Below are 14,176 nucleotides of genomic sequence, written 5' to 3'. Positions count from 1 at the left end.
TTACATTAATATGACGGGGTAATGTCGATATGAAAAAAAGTTACAATGTCAAAGCTTCACCGCGGATGTTCGAGCAAGTTGCCAGGCAAATAGCCGATTATATTCAGGCAGAGCAGTTGGAGCCGGGATCCAAGCTGCCCACCGAAAGGCAGTTAAGCGAGCTGCTTCAAGTCAGCCGTTCCTCTGTGCGCGAAGGCATACGGGTGCTGGAGCTGCTCCGTTTTCTGGATTCGAAGCAAGGGGAAGGAACTTTTGTATCCGATCCTCCTCCCTTTCTCATCCCTGACCGGGTGATCGGGCAAAAACTTGAACCACAAGCTTTGCGCCATTATTATGAGATCGCCCTCATGTGCGCGGAAACCGTTCTTATGCTGTCGATTCAACATCACGTCCGCTATAGTAACGTTTTAAGCGGGAAAACATTCTGGGAAAACCTGCTGTTTTTCATTACCGGTTTAGGGGAATCATTGGAAAATCCTTACTTTTTTGTTCTGTTTTCCGAAACCTTCGGGCTCGTCCTGCAATCCGGAGATTTGCCCGAAACAAGCGCGCCTTTTGAAATGCAGGAAATCATCGATGCTTACCATGCTTCCGATATCCATAAACTCAAAAAACTAATAAATTTATTATCTGAACATATATCCTTTCTGTAAACAGCTTCCTAGATCGATTTAATCATTCCGCCGTCAATGAGGATGGAGCTGCCCGTCATGTAGGTGCTGGCGTCAGATACCAGAAAAACAACCACCTTCGCAAATTCTTCCGGGGTACCGTAACGGCCTAATGGAATTTGCTTCTTGGACTGTTCTTCTACCTGCTCCCGAGTTTGTCCGGTCTTTTTCGCCTTCAATTCATCGAGAAAAGCGACGCGATCCGTTGCAATACGCCCAGGCGCAACCGTATTGACGAGAATATGGTAGGGTGCCAGTTCTTCGGCCAGGGTCTTGGTTAATCCGACGATTCCCGTACGGAAAGTATTGGAGAGAATTAATCCCGGAATCGGTATCTTAATGGAAGAGGATGCCAAATTGACAATACGTCCGCCTGCCTGCTTCAAATCGGGCAGCACTTCCCGAATGATCCGGATATAGCTTAGAAGATTGAGTTCAAAGGCTTTCTGCCAGTCTTCATCAGAAAACTGTTCAAACGATCCTCCGGGAGGCCCGCCTGCATTATTGATCAGAATGTCGATTTTTCCGAATGTTTCACGAGTGGCTTGGACAAGATTTTTGATCGATTCGGCACTGGTAATATCGGCAGGTTGCCAGGCCACCTTTCCTTTTCCCAGCTGCTCGAGTTCTTTATGAACCGCCTGCAATTTTTCCGGATTACGGCTTGTCAGCATGACGTGTGCGCCTTCTTTCACCAGTTCGGCGGCGACCGCCTTTCCCAAGCCCTGGCTCGAGGCGACGACCAAAGCGGCTTTTCCTTGTAAATTTAAATCCATGATGCTCTTCCCCTTCCTATTTGACCTTCAAATCCGTTACCGGATTAACCAATTTTTCAAAACCGTCAATATGGCACTCTACGACATCGCCGTCCCGAATAACGACAGCTCCCGGGGTTCCGGTGGAAATAATGTCTCCAGGCAGCAGCTTCATGACTTTGGAATGGAAGGATACGAGGTACCAGGGACGGAAAGTCATATTGGAAACTACGTTTTTCCGGTGAATTCTGCCATTGATGACAGTCGATACATTCAAATCGAGCACTTCATCCACTTCATCCGGAGTCACCAAATGCGGACCGAAGCTGAAGAAGGTGTCAAAGCTCTTCGAACGAGTAAGATAGCGGGGATTTTGCGCCAATATATCTTCAGCTGTCATATCGATAATGGTCGTAAAACCTGCAATGACGCTTTGCGCTTCCTCCTCGGATACATTCTTACATGCTTTGCCGATAATAATTCCCAATTCCGACTCCGCTGTTGTACGGTCGGATTGGAATGGAATTTCGATGGTATCGCCAGGGCCAATAATCGCAGTATCCGGCTTCATAAAGCTGGCAGGTTCCGTATTTGGCGCTTTTTCATGAAGATCGGCGGCGTGTTCGACATAGTTGAGTCCAATGCCCCAAATTTTTCGCGGGTGGCGATAAAGCGGCCCGTATTCCACCTGATCCGCAGGAATCGCATCGCTTTCTATCCTTTCCAACTGCTGCTTGCCTCCGTTTTGATACCAATGTTTCATTTCGTCCAATTGATTGGTTTGAATGATTTCAAAAAGACTGGTGGACCAATGTTGGTTGAACCTTTGATTTACGGTTTCCACCGGTACAACCCCTGCTTTTGTAACAACCGCAGCCACTTCAGCTCCATTTTTCTTCACTGTTGCAAGACGCATTGCTTATCCTCTCCTTTTTCATCATGCTATTCTGCTAATCTACGATTCTTGCCGTTTCTATGTTATTCACAACAAACCGGGGGGCATCCCCCTCTTCCACCCGCTTTATATTTTGAAACGCGAGATGAAGCACTTTATTCAGCGTATCTCTTGTTCCTGCGCCAAGATGAGGGCTGGCAATCACATTGTCCAACGTTAATAAAGGATTACCGGGATCGGTCGGCTCGAATTCCCACGCATCGATCCCTGCTCCGGCTATGATTCCTTCTTTCAAGGCATGGTATAATTCGTCTTCCTTGACGATTCCCCCGCGTGCTACATTGATCAATACCGCCGACGGCTTCATTAATTGCAATTCCTTTAGACCGATCATCCCCCTGGTTTCGGGCAACAATGGAAGATGCAAACTCAGGATATCCGCCTTTTTCAATACTTCTTCCAGCGGAAGATAGGTTGCCCCCAGCTGCCGTTCGAACTCCTCGGAAACCCGGTATTTATCATAGTATATGATTTCGGTTCCGAAAGCTTTGGAACGCTTGGCCGTCTCTCTGCCGATATTGCCCAGGCCGATAAAACCATGCGTCTTTCCTTCCATCTCGTAAGAGGATGGACGAAGTTCCCACATCAACCATTGCCCGTTTTTGGTGGCTTGATTGACTTGCGGAAGCTTTCGGTATAATGCAAGCGTTAACAAAATGGTTAATTCTGCAACTCCGGTCGAATTGCCGCCCGGCGTATTGGATACAGGCAAGTGGAATTGCGTTGCCGCTTCGATGTCGATATTGTCCACCCCGACCCCCGTTTTCTGAATAAAGCGGGCATTCCTGGCCCCGGATAGAATGGTTTTATCCAATGGGCGGGTAGCGACCAGCAAATAGTCTGCTATAGCCAGCTTATTCTGCTGCTCCTGCGGATTCATTTCCTCCCAGTACCATAATTCAAAGCCTGCCGGCTTGTGTTCCTCCAGGAGCTGCTTGAATTCATCAAACACCTGGTCAAAATAAATAATTTTTTTCTTCGACATCTCTTATCCCCAATCTCAAAGGTATGATAATCATTATTAAAATAATGATTTATTATGGTCAGACCATTTTATGAGGAAAAGAAATATTCGCTCTCAAGTTAGCCCATATTTTTTCCTCATTGCGGATCAGATGATGGCGCATCGCTCTGGAGGCCCCTTCCGAATCCCGCTTAAACAAGGCTTCCATAATATCCTCATGCTCCTGATAAGCCTGCAGGAACAATCCCGGCGTTTTCATCGATTGCATTTTACTGATGCGCATCGCTTCTTTCAATTTTGGCGATACGGCTTTAAAGATATCCCTGTAGATCGAATTATGGGAAGCAAGGATGATCTCCTCATGGAAATTATAGTCTTCATCCACCCCGATTATGCCCGCTCCGTTTGCTTCGACCATATCTTCATGCGCCTTCCTGATTTTCGCAAATTGCTCTTCCGTACCACGAGTGGCGGCCAACCCGGCGGCTTCCACCTCCAACCCTCTGCGAAAATCAAGGATCTCCTGCAGCTCCCCTTTTTCCATCAAATTGGAGGTTACCCTCACAACGATGGATTCACCATGAATATCCTTCAAATAAATGCCGGAACCCGGTCTGGTTTCGAGAATTCCGTTCGCGTTCAAGACACTCATCGCTTCTCTGACCGCCGTTTTGCTGACGTTAAAAATGGAAGCCAACTCGTTCTCAGATGGAAGCTTTTCACCCGGCTGGATATTTTCTTCCTGTACATATTGTTCAATCGCAACAATAATCTCTTCAAAGAGCCGCTTCTTCTTAATCGGCTTTAAAGCCATAGAATCACCTTTACATTTATGATGGTCTGACCTGTGGATCATATTTATTAAACCCCGAATTCCAAAATGTGTCAACCATTATTTCATCGGACATAGCTTCAGAGATGACCATATTAATAAAACTAGAATAACGAACCAACGTCCATTATAGACTAAACAGGATGTATGTTCGTGTCGACGCACAAGCGCTTTATTTCGTTAAAATCAAAAAGACCTCGATCAAGCTAAAAATAAGACGATAAGCCAAACCGCTTATCGTCAGGAATAACTTCATGATTCCAACACATGCATTAACTGCTCCGACAAATTTTCATTGTCCCTAATAGCTATAATTATATCCTCCACTTTAACGAAACGTTCCAAGTAACATAGTCCGCAATTGCCCAAGCAATCCTTAACGATAGCGAAGTCATTCAATGGATTGCAAACCGATATTCGATGCGATAACACGTTAACACCAGAAAGCAATCTCGCGTTAATTCACATATTTGCAAATGTTTCCCAGCGTATTATATAATACTGCTTAATCAAACATTAACTGAATCTCAGTACAAGCGATGAAGGAAAGAGTAAGCAGATTATCGTTTACAGGGAAGGCGTGCCGCTGACTGGAAGCACCCGAACGAACGTCTGCCGAAGTTCACTCCCGAGCTGGTTCCTGAACGGCTGCCTGTCCTTTGGCATCCCTTAGGGATACCCGTATTCCTTGCGTTATAGGGCTGAAAGTGAGAAATGTACTCCGTTACAGGCGAGAACATTTCTAATAAGGGTGGTACCACGGCTCCTCGTCCCTTGCGATGGGGGGCTTTTTTGTATTTTCATACTCAATTTTGTAAAGGAGCGAATGAAAATGAGCATGGGAAAATTAGAACAGTTACGAGGACAATTGGATTCTATAAATATTCAGCTTTTAGAACTGCTGTCGAAAAGGGCGCACATAGTTCAAGAGATCGGGCAGGAGAAAGAAAAGCAAGGGGTGCCCAAATTTGATCCCGTTCGTGAAAAAAATATGCTGGAGGAGCTTGTTTCCCGCAATAACGGACCTTTCGATCATGAGACGGTTCGTCACCTGTTCAAACAAATTTTTCAAGCGTCATTAAAGCTGCAGCAAACGGAAAACAAAAAGCAGCTGCTGGTCAGCCGCAAAAAGCAAAAGGAAAATACGGTTGTACCCTTAGGAGATATTACCATTGGAGGCGGCAAGCCGTTGATCATTGCGGGCCCATGCTCTGTCGAAAGCTACGAGCAAATGCGCCAAGTAGCTGCCGCTCTAAAAGCTTCCGGCATCACCGTCTTGCGCGGAGGCTCATTTAAGCCCAGAACATCGCCTTATGATTTCCAAGGCCTGGGGATTGAAGGTCTAAAAATTTTAAAAGAAGTAGCAAGCGAATTCGGCCTTAAAACGATCAGTGAAATCGTAGATCCTGCCCATATCGAGCTAGCCGGCAGCTATATTGACGTCATTCAGATCGGGGCCAGAAATATGCAAAACTTCGAATTGCTGAAAGCGGCGGGCGATGTACGCACACCGATCCTGTTAAAACGCGGAATGGCCGCCACAATCGATGAGTTCCTTCATGCAGCGGAGTACATCGTATCTCGAGGCAACACACAAGTTATGCTGATCGAACGAGGCATCCGCACTTATGAAAAAGCGACCCGCAATACACTCGACATTTCTGCCGTACCGATTCTCAAACAGGAAAGCCATCTACCGGTTCTTGTCGATGTGACCCATTCTACAGGACGAAAAGACATCCTGGCTCCATGCGCAAAAGCGGCGCTGGCCGCAGGAGCCGACGGCGTTATGGTCGAGGTTCATCCGGATCCCGCCACCGCTTTGTCCGACGCGGCACAGCAGCTTGACATCGACGAATTTAACCGCTTCTACGCAGAGGTCAAGCAATCCGGCTTGCTCTAGGCAGCACTAATACAAAGGGCGATGCCCTATATCGAACGATGTCCCCGTCCCAATTTGACGAGCGGGGATCTTCATACGCATATGCTGCTGTCGCCGGACACCTGCGAAATTCACTTCGCTGCTCGCTCTCTTCTGCATCGGTCTTCGCCAGGGCATTCCGGGCTAATGTTTACCCATCACAGGGGAACAAGGATCGGTTTATTCCCTTTCAATAATCGTTGCTATGCCCTGGCCTCCGCCGATGCACAGCGTAGCAAGACCATACCGGGAGGACCGGCGTTTCATTTCATAAAGCAGGGTAACCAGAATCCGGGCGCCGCTCGCGCCAATGGGATGTCCCAGCGAAATCGCACCTCCGTTTACATTTAGCTTGTTTCTATTGAATTTGAGCTCCCGGTCAACGGCAAGGGCCTGCACGGCAAAAGCTTCATTCGCTTCGACCAAGTCTATGTCTTCGAGGGTGAGACTTACTTTTCGCAGCGCTTTCCGTGTGGCCGGCACGGGACCGAGCCCCATGACACTTGGCTCAACCCCTGCGGAAGCGTTGGCTTTTATCACTCCCAGTGGAGGTATTCCGAGCTTTTGCGCCTTTTCCCTGCTCATTATAAGCAGGCATGCGGCTCCGTCATTGATGCCCGAGGCGTTGCCCGCGGTCACGGTTCCATTCTTCAAAAATGACGGTTTTAATTTGCCGAGCTCCTCAGCCGTTACGCCTTTACGGGGAAATTCATCCGTTTCAAAGACAAGGGAGTCGCCTTTTCTTTGCGGAATCAGAACAGGAGCGATTTCATCCCTGAATTTCCCTTGTGCTGCTGCCGTTTCCGCTTTTTGCTGGCTCCAGGCTGCGAATTCATCCTGCTCTTCCCGGGAAATGGCGTACTTCTCGCGCAGGTTCTCTGCCGTGATACCCATGTGATAGTCATGAAAAGCGCACCATAATCCGTCGCGAATGAGGCTGTCGACCACCTGCTGATCCCCCATCCGGAAGCCGCTTCTAGCGTTTTCCAACAAATACGGCGCTCTGCTCATATTTTCCATTCCACCCGCCATAACGGCCTCGGCTTCTCCAGCCCAAATGGCCTGTGCCGCCAAATGCACGGCTTTCAGACCTGAACCGCATACCTTATTGATGGTCATCGCCGGAATGGTTTCAGGCAGGCCGGCTTTGACCGCAGCCTGACGGACGGGATTTTGTCCCAGTCCGGCCTGGTATACATTTCCCATGATAATTTCGTCCACTTCATGGGCAGCGATTCCTGAGCGGTCAAGCGCGCTTTTGATCACAACCGATCCAAGCTCCGTAGCCGGTACAGCGGCTAAGCTCCCGTTAAAACTGCCGATGGCCGTACGAACGGCGCTCACAATAACGGCGTCCCTTCCCGTCATTGCGTACCCTCCTCTCCATTACTCCAACATAAAAAATCCGCCGTTTCCATTCAGCGCTTGAACCGGAATCGTTTATGCGAGAGCACGCTCCACGAGTTCCGAAATATCCAGTGTCGCGACCCGCTCTTCCGCTTCTTTGGCTTTGACGCCATCGCTCATCATCGTCAAGCAGTACGGACAGCTGCTTCCGATCGCTGTCGGGCTCATGCGCAGCGCCTGCTCGGTCCGAGCGAGGTTGACGCGTGTACCCTGCGTTTCCTCCATCCACATCATGCCGCCGCCGGCCCCGCAGCACATCGAATCCTGCCGGTTCCGCTCCATCTCCAGCAGCTTCACACCCGAAATGGACTGAAGTATTTTTCGCGGAATCTCATACATGCCATTGTACCGGCCGAGGTAACAGGAATCGTGATAAGCGACGGCTTCATTGACCCGTTGAGACGGTTTGATTCTCCCTTCTTCCATCCAGGTCCAGATCAGCTCCGTATGGTGATAAACTTCCGCTTCCAGCCCAAATTCCGGATACTCATGCTTGAACGTATTATATGTATGCGGGCAGATCGTTACGATTTTCTTCACCCCATACTTTTTAAAATTGGCGATATTTTTCTCGCACAACTGCTGGAATAGAAATTCATTGCCCATCCGGCGGGCCGTATCCCCCGAATTGTGCTCCTCATTTCCCAGAATAGCAAATGGAATTCCAGCCGCATTCATGATTTTGGCGAACGACTGCGCCACCTTCTGCGTTCGCTGATCGTAAGAGCCCATCGAGCCGACAAAGAATAAATACTCGAATTCATCCACTTCCTTCACCGTCGGGACGACGATATCCTCACGCCCCTCACGCCATAGGATCCGCTCTGTCCGGCTGATTCCCCACGGATTGCTCTGCCGCTCGACGTTCTGGAAATAACGGACCGCTTCTGACGGCATGCGGCCTTCCGTTAATACGAGATGACGGCGCATATCGATAATCATTTCGACATGTTCATTGGCCACCGGGCACTGATCTTCGCAGTTCCGGCAGGTCGTACAGGCCCATAGTTCCTCCTCGGTGATCACCTCTCCGACCAGATTCGCCGTCTCCGCCTTCTTGACCTGCGTATCCGCTCCGGTGTCTTTGAAGACGAAACCAGGCATCCACGCTGTCCGGGAGGTGATCGCCGCTCCCTTTTCCGTTAAATGATCCCTCATCTTGGTGATGACGTCCATCGGCGACAGCGTTTTTCCCGTACCCGCAGCCGGACACATCTGGGTGCAGCGCCCACACTCGACACAGGCATACAGATCCATCAACTGGTTTTGGCGGAACTCTTCTATTTTGCCAACCCCGTAGGTTTCCTGCGTTTCATCCTCAAAATGGATAGAAGTCAGCTTTCCAGCCGGTTTCGTATCCCGCAGATAGACGTTCACAGGCGCAAAAATGATATGCGCGTGCTTGGACTGCGGGACATAGACAGCAAACGCCAGCAGGGTGAGCAGATGAATCCACCAGAACACATAGAACCATACGCCCGCCGCAGCCGGACTGACACCGGCAAACCAACCCGCGATAATCGAAGAAACCGGAGCATGGGGGCTTCCCGTATTCCCGAGCCAAAGATGCTCAAAAGCCAGGCTCATCAAGACCGAGAACATCAAAATCGTGAGGAAAAGGATGACAAGGCCCGCCTTGAACCCCCTTTTCAACCGCGTCAGTCTTTCGATATAACGGCGGTAAAAGGCATAAAGCGCAGCAAGTAGGACGAGCAGCGCAGTGACTTCTTGGAGAACGTTGTAATAGGGATGAAATTCCCCGATCGGATATTCAAAGCCTTTGATCAATCCTTTTAGGATGAGCTCGACAGCCCCGAACTGAAGGATGATAAAGCCGTAAAACAGAATAAAATGCATGATGCCGCTTTTGGCGTCCTTGAAAAGTTTTCGCTGCCCGAATACCTGAACGAGAAACTCGTTGAGCCGGACCGCGGTATCTTTTCGCAGGTTCGATTTTTTACCTAGTTGAATGAACATGATGCGGCTGTATATGACATGAGCGGCAAGGTACAACGCATATCCGGTTACAGCGAGAAAGGCTATGAAATTTAAAAGTGACAGCATGATCATTCCCCCATCCTCTGCGGGTACCTACTTGTCGCCGATTGTTTTTACATCCGGGTCTTCCGTCAGCGGTCAACCCGCCGCATCGATCAGGGTTTGCTTAAAGGCCTCCGTCAGCATAGGGACAACTTCAAACAGGTCGCCCACGATGCTGTAATCCGCAATCTTGAATATCGGGGCCTCGCGATCTTTATTGATGGCGACAATCACCTTCGAATTGGACATGCCGGCCAGGTGCTGAATCGCACCGGAGATGCCGCAGGCAATGTACAAATCCGGGGTTACCACTTTACCCGTCTGACCGATTTGCAGCGCATAGTTGCAGAATCCCGAATCACATGCCGCCCGGGAGGCGCCCACAGCAGCTCCCAGCACATCTGCGAGCTCACGAAGCGGTTCGAAGCCTTCTGCACTCTTCACTCCCCGGCCTCCGGCAACAATGATTTTGGCTTCGCTCAAATCCACGCCGCTCGACGTTTTGCGAACGATGTCTTTGACCAGCACTTTCAGATCTTTGACGTCCGGGTAGAAAACCGCCGCAGCGGTCTGGGCGGGAGCTTCGGAGACGTCAACGTTATTCGGACGCAGAGTGGCACAGATCGTTCCGCTGCGGAATGTCTTTACTTGGAACGCTTTACCGGAATAGACCGCCCTTGTAAAGAAAATGTCTTCTCCCGCCACTTCCAATCCAATGCAATCGGAGATCAATCCGACACCCATCCGCTCCGCGAGTCTGGGAGCGATATCCCTGCCTGAGGACGTATGTCCCATCAGCACGGCATCGGGATGTATCTCCTGAATGAGTTGAGAAAGTGCTTCGGTGCAGTATTCGTTAGTCGGATTGGCGCCTGCACCGGAAATCGCATAAAGCTGTTCTGCGCCGTACTTGCTTAATTCCTCAGCATACGATTCAGCGTCTGACCCAAAGAGTGCGGCTATCAACGGTCCGCCGTCCGCTATTCTTCTTCCGGCCGTCAAAGCTTCGAAGGTTACATTTCGCAAATGCCCGTCTTTTATTTCCCCGACTACCAGCACTTTTCTGCCCATCATCAATCTCTCCCTATACGATCTTTTCTTTGCTGCGCAGCGAATGTACCAGTTCCTTCACCTGATCCTTCAACTCTCCCTGGAGCATGCGACCTTCCTGCTTGGGGGAAGGCAAATATTGATCGACAACCTCGGTATACGGCTGCAATTCTTCCGGCTGCATATTCAGACCGGCGACGGTCAGCTGTTGAAGCGGCTTCTTCTTCGCCTTCATGATGCCGGGAAGAGACGGATAACGAGGTTCATTTAATCCTTGCTGGGCTGTCGCCAGAAAAGGAAGGTCGACCTCCACTACCTCTACGTCACCCTCTACATCACGCTCAATGGCGGCACGATTGCCGTTGAAGGTTAGTTTCGTAATCGTCGACACGTGGGGAATCCCGAGCCGTTCGGCGACACGTACGGCAACCTGGCCGGCTCCCGAATCAATGGCCATATTTCCGGCAAGAATCAAATCGTAGGCTTTCCCGTCGATGGCTTTGGCGATGATGCCGGCAATCACCGCTTCATCATCCTGGCTTTCCTCGGATATCACATGTATCGCTTGGTCCGCCCCCATAGCCAGCGCAGTCCTCAGCGCGCTTTCGGCTCTGGACGGTCCCACGGTAAGCAAGGTCACTTCACCGCCGAATTCGTCTCTCCAGCGGATCGCTTCCTCCACCGCATATTCGTCATAAGGATTGATCACAAATTCCGCGTCGTCCTCTTTGATCTTCCTGTTCTCGATGAAAATTTTTTCTTCCGTGCCAAATGTCTGTTTCAGCAAAACCAAGATGTCCATCCTTCACCCCTCCTCCGCAATCAATCAGGAAAACGAAAGTCAATAAGACCGTGGCAGACCGAGATCATGCTGCGAGATATAATTCAAAATCATTTCTTCAGATACGGGGGCGATTTTGAAAAGTCGGACGTCGCGCCACAACCGTTCAATGTGGTATTCTTTCGCATAGCCATACCCTCCCATGACTTGCATGGCCTGGTCGCAGGCATGGAAGGCGGCTTCGGCCGCGATTAATTTGGCCATGTTCGCTTCGGTGCCGTTCGGCTTCTTCTGATCATAGAGCCATGCGGCTTTATAATTCATCAGCTGCGCCAGCTCCAGTTCGGCCCGAATTTTCGCAAGCGGGAATTGGATGCCCTGATAAGCGCCGATCGGCGTATCGTTAAACACCACCCGTTCTTTCGCGTAATTCACCGCAAGCTGCAAAGCGAGCTGTCCCGTCCCAATAAGCCCGGCTGTCGTCACAATCCGTTCCGCGTTAAGCGTATCCAGAAGGTAAGACCAGCCTTTGCCTTCTTCTCCGATCAGGTTGTCTTTATGCACTCTCAAATTTTCTATAAATACCGTATCGGACCGTACACAGTGGGTTCCCACTTTTTCAATCGGCTGGAGCGTAATGGCGGGGTCCCGGGTATCCACCAGGAAGAGGCTGATTCCATCGGTTTTTTTCTGCACTTCGCTGCGCTTTGTCGTCCGGGCGACGATAAGCATTTTATCGGCCACATCGGTGCCGGAGATCCAAATTTTTTGACCGTTGATCACGTAATGATCTTCTTCTTTCCTGGCAGTCGTCGTGATTTCAAGCGAGTTGCTGCCTGCGTTCGGCTCCGTCAGCGCCATGCAGAAATTAAGCTGACCGGCGGACATCTTCGTCAGATACTGTTCCTTTTGCGCTTCGCTGCCATGAAGATCGATCGTCACCCCGCCGAAAACGGGAGTGAGCATAAACAGCTGTGCTACCGTGGACCCAGCCCCTCCTTTAGCCAGCTCCTCGATCACCATGGTCATTTCCATCATTCCAAGTCCGACGCCGCCAAATTTTTCCGGAACGGCCACACCGATATAACCGTTTTTGCCGAGTTCGCTCCACAATTCATGGACGAATTCGTGCTTGTCATCCTTTTCCCGCCAATAGTCCAAACCGAAATCCTCGGCGATTTGTCGAACGCCGTCGCGCATCATCTTTTGTTCGTCGGTTATTTCAAAATTCATTCGGTTTCAGCCTCCTTCTATTCCCTCAATAGTCTTTTAAGAACTTTACCGGACGGATTCCGCGGAAGTTTATCTATGAATTCCACTTCTTTCGGCACTTTGAATTTGGCCAGTCTGGACATACAATGCACTCGAATTTCTTCTGCGGTCAGGGTTTCACCCGGCTTCACGACTACAAACGCCTTAGGCACTTCCCCCCATCTTTCGTTCGGTATCCCGATGACAGAAGCTTCAAGTACGGTAGGAAGTTCATAGAGAACGCGCTCCACCTCCAGCGATGCGATATTTTCTCCGCCGCTGATGATCATATCTTTCTTGCGGTCTACGATAAACAGGAAGCCGTCCGCGTCCAATCTGCCCATGTCTCCTGTAAAAAACCAGCCGTCTTTGAACGTTTTTCCGGTAGCCTCCGGGTTTTTCCAATATCCTTTTGAGATTTTCGGTCCGCGCAAAACGATTTCGCCTACCTCGCCCGGCGGAACTTCCTTTCCCTGCTCATCTACGATTTTCAGATCGAGATGCAGGCAGGGACGTCCGACCGATCCGAGCTTCTCAATCGTCATGCTCCTCGGCATGAAGGTGTCCCCCGACACCGTTTCGGTTAAGCCGTACGCGTCGCAAAACCAAGCGTTTCTAAACAACTGCTGGATTTTTTGGATGAGCGGCTCCGGCATTCGTTCCCCGCCCGCGATAATGTAGCGGATCGAATCCAGTATATACTGATCCGTGGTCGGTTCCTGCAGGATCATGTTGACCATGGCGGGAGCCAGCCAGAGGTTCGTCGGCTTTTCTCTTTGGATCGTTTCCAGCACTTCGACCGTGTTGAACTTGTTGATAATGACGATGCTGCCGCCGCGATAGAGGGTGCCGGTTGCCGTCAAGTCGAGCGCTCCGACGTGATACAGCGGACCGGAGATTAACGTTTTGTCGTCGGGTGTAATATTGAATTCCCAAATATGGCCGATATTTTTCCAGTACAGATTCCCATAGGTAATCATGACGCCTTTGGGCCGGGAAGTCGTGCCGGACGTATACATCAAGCGGTGCAGGTCGTCCAGTTCGACGTGCGCATCCGGAACTTCGGCTCCCCGGTTCGTTTCTATTATTTGCTCGTATCGGATCCACCCGGACAGTTCATCGGCGGACAGCGTAATATAATGCTGAAGCTGCTGCACATTCCCCCGAATGGAATCCAACGTTTCATGGAAGGAGTCTTCTGAAAAAATAACTTTGGCATCGGCATTGTCTGCAATGTATGCGATTTCATCAGCGGCTAGGCGGAAGTTTAGCGGCAAAAAGATCGCCCCGATCCGGTTAGCGGCAAAAATAATTTCAAAATATTCGGTGTGGTTAAATAAGAGAATCGCCACCACATCGCCCTTCTTTACTCCGAGGTCCAGCAGCCCTTGCGCTAAGGCGCTGACTCGCTCCTGAAGCTTTCGGTATGTCATTCTTTGCTGCTTGAAGGTGATGACTTCTTTGTTCGGGTTGTTTAAAGCGCCTCGGGTTACAATAGATGAAAAATTGTTATTTCCGATATATTTCATAAATCAACCCTGCCTTCTGC

General features: G+C 50.0%; 12 protein-coding genes and 1 other annotated feature. Of the genes, 2 read left to right on the top strand and 10 right to left on the bottom strand.

What is annotated here, in order from left to right; genetic code table 11:
• Window positions 1–29: 29 nt before the first annotated feature.
• Window positions 30–653, top strand: coding sequence for a FadR/GntR family transcriptional regulator (locus tag BLT35_RS08100; RefSeq protein ID WP_074727500.1), 624 nt, complete (start codon window positions 30–32; stop codon window positions 651–653).
• A gap of 8 nt (window positions 654–661) precedes the next feature.
• Here BLT35_RS08100 and BLT35_RS08095 read toward each other — a convergent pair whose 3' ends face one another.
• From BLT35_RS08095 to BLT35_RS08080, 4 genes are read right to left on the bottom strand one after another with little or no spacing between them, the layout of a single operon-like run.
• Window positions 662–1,447 (bottom strand): SDR family oxidoreductase, encoded by a 786-nt coding sequence (locus tag BLT35_RS08095; RefSeq protein WP_054818810.1) that lies wholly within the window; start codon window positions 1,445–1,447, stop codon window positions 662–664.
• A 16-nt stretch (window positions 1,448–1,463) separates the two neighbouring features.
• On the bottom strand, window positions 1,464–2,342 hold the full coding sequence (locus BLT35_RS08090; protein ID WP_054818809.1) for a fumarylacetoacetate hydrolase family protein: 879 nt from the start codon (window positions 2,340–2,342) through the stop codon (window positions 1,464–1,466).
• 34 nt (window positions 2,343–2,376) lie between these two features.
• Window positions 2,377–3,366: a 2-hydroxyacid dehydrogenase gene (locus BLT35_RS08085; protein WP_062409131.1), complete on the bottom strand. Its 990-nt coding sequence runs from the start codon at window positions 3,364–3,366 to the stop codon at window positions 2,377–2,379.
• Window positions 3,367–3,424: 58 nt separating this feature from the next.
• On the bottom strand, window positions 3,425–4,159 hold the full coding sequence (locus tag BLT35_RS08080) for a FadR/GntR family transcriptional regulator (RefSeq protein WP_062409132.1): 735 nt from the start codon (window positions 4,157–4,159) through the stop codon (window positions 3,425–3,427).
• Between the two features lie 548 nt (window positions 4,160–4,707).
• Window positions 4,708–4,955, top strand: a binding site (T-box leader).
• A 54-nt stretch (window positions 4,956–5,009) separates the two neighbouring features.
• On the opposite strand from BLT35_RS08080, the gene BLT35_RS08070 reads away from it, so the two are divergent.
• Window positions 5,010–6,080, top strand: a complete 1,071-nt coding sequence (locus BLT35_RS08070; RefSeq protein ID WP_074727499.1) for a bifunctional 3-deoxy-7-phosphoheptulonate synthase/chorismate mutase — start codon at window positions 5,010–5,012, stop codon at window positions 6,078–6,080.
• 198 nt (window positions 6,081–6,278) lie between these two features.
• On the opposite strand, the gene BLT35_RS08065 is transcribed toward BLT35_RS08070, so the two are convergent.
• The 6 genes from BLT35_RS08065 to BLT35_RS08040 all read right to left on the bottom strand — a co-directional run bounded on the left by BLT35_RS08065 (window position 6,279) and on the right by BLT35_RS08040 (window position 14,156).
• Window positions 6,279–7,466, bottom strand: coding sequence for an acetyl-CoA C-acetyltransferase (locus BLT35_RS08065; RefSeq protein WP_062409134.1), 1,188 nt, complete (start codon window positions 7,464–7,466; stop codon window positions 6,279–6,281).
• 72 nt (window positions 7,467–7,538) lie between these two features.
• A complete protein-coding gene (locus BLT35_RS08060) occupies window positions 7,539–9,569 on the bottom strand; it encodes a (Fe-S)-binding protein (protein ID WP_074727564.1) in 2,031 nt (676 codons plus the stop codon).
• 72 nt (window positions 9,570–9,641) lie between these two features.
• A complete protein-coding gene (locus tag BLT35_RS08055) occupies window positions 9,642–10,616 on the bottom strand; it encodes an electron transfer flavoprotein subunit alpha/FixB family protein (RefSeq protein ID WP_054818806.1) in 975 nt (324 codons plus the stop codon).
• A 13-nt stretch (window positions 10,617–10,629) separates the two neighbouring features.
• Window positions 10,630–11,397, bottom strand: a complete 768-nt coding sequence (locus tag BLT35_RS08050) for an electron transfer flavoprotein subunit beta/FixA family protein (RefSeq protein ID WP_054818805.1) — start codon at window positions 11,395–11,397, stop codon at window positions 10,630–10,632.
• Between the two features lie 39 nt (window positions 11,398–11,436).
• On the bottom strand, window positions 11,437–12,609 hold the full coding sequence (locus tag BLT35_RS08045) for an acyl-CoA dehydrogenase family protein (RefSeq protein WP_062409137.1): 1,173 nt from the start codon (window positions 12,607–12,609) through the stop codon (window positions 11,437–11,439).
• Window positions 12,610–12,626: 17 nt separating this feature from the next.
• Complete coding sequence (locus BLT35_RS08040; RefSeq protein WP_074727498.1) at window positions 12,627–14,156, bottom strand: acyl-CoA synthetase; 1,530 nt, start codon at window positions 14,154–14,156, stop codon at window positions 12,627–12,629.
• Between the last annotated feature and the right edge of the window lie 20 nt (window positions 14,157–14,176).

The organism is Paenibacillus naphthalenovorans (assembly GCF_900099895.1).
Taxonomy (GTDB): domain Bacteria; phylum Bacillota; class Bacilli; order Paenibacillales; family NBRC-103111; genus Paenibacillus_G; species Paenibacillus_G naphthalenovorans.
The sequence above is the reverse complement of the archived record's forward strand: the minus strand, read 5'-3'. Positions and strand labels throughout refer to the sequence as shown.

What these genes read in the sequence shown, in the direction of transcription:
- BLT35_RS08045 (WP_062409137.1), bottom strand. Translation starts at nt 12,609, where the DNA reads ATGAATTTTGAAATAACCGACGAACAAAAGATGATGCGCGACGGCGTT.
- BLT35_RS08080 (WP_062409132.1), bottom strand. Translation starts at nt 4,159, where the DNA reads ATGGCTTTAAAGCCGATTAAGAAGAAGCGGCTCTTTGAAGAGATTATT.
- BLT35_RS08100 (WP_074727500.1), top strand. Translation starts at nt 30, where the DNA reads ATGAAAAAAAGTTACAATGTCAAAGCTTCACCGCGGATGTTCGAGCAA.
- BLT35_RS08095 (WP_054818810.1), bottom strand. Translation starts at nt 1,447, where the DNA reads ATGGATTTAAATTTACAAGGAAAAGCCGCTTTGGTCGTCGCCTCGAGC.
- BLT35_RS08055 (WP_054818806.1), bottom strand. Translation starts at nt 10,616, where the DNA reads ATGGGCAGAAAAGTGCTGGTAGTCGGGGAAATAAAAGACGGGCATTTG.
- BLT35_RS08070 (WP_074727499.1), top strand. Translation starts at nt 5,010, where the DNA reads ATGAGCATGGGAAAATTAGAACAGTTACGAGGACAATTGGATTCTATA.
- BLT35_RS08060 (WP_074727564.1), bottom strand. Translation starts at nt 9,569, where the DNA reads ATGCTGTCACTTTTAAATTTCATAGCCTTTCTCGCTGTAACCGGATAT.
- BLT35_RS08040 (WP_074727498.1), bottom strand. Translation starts at nt 14,156, where the DNA reads ATGAAATATATCGGAAATAACAATTTTTCATCTATTGTAACCCGAGGC.
- BLT35_RS08085 (WP_062409131.1), bottom strand. Translation starts at nt 3,366, where the DNA reads ATGTCGAAGAAAAAAATTATTTATTTTGACCAGGTGTTTGATGAATTC.
- BLT35_RS08050 (WP_054818805.1), bottom strand. Translation starts at nt 11,397, where the DNA reads ATGGACATCTTGGTTTTGCTGAAACAGACATTTGGCACGGAAGAAAAA.
- BLT35_RS08065 (WP_062409134.1), bottom strand. Translation starts at nt 7,466, where the DNA reads ATGACGGGAAGGGACGCCGTTATTGTGAGCGCCGTTCGTACGGCCATC.
- BLT35_RS08090 (WP_054818809.1), bottom strand. Translation starts at nt 2,342, where the DNA reads ATGCGTCTTGCAACAGTGAAGAAAAATGGAGCTGAAGTGGCTGCGGTT.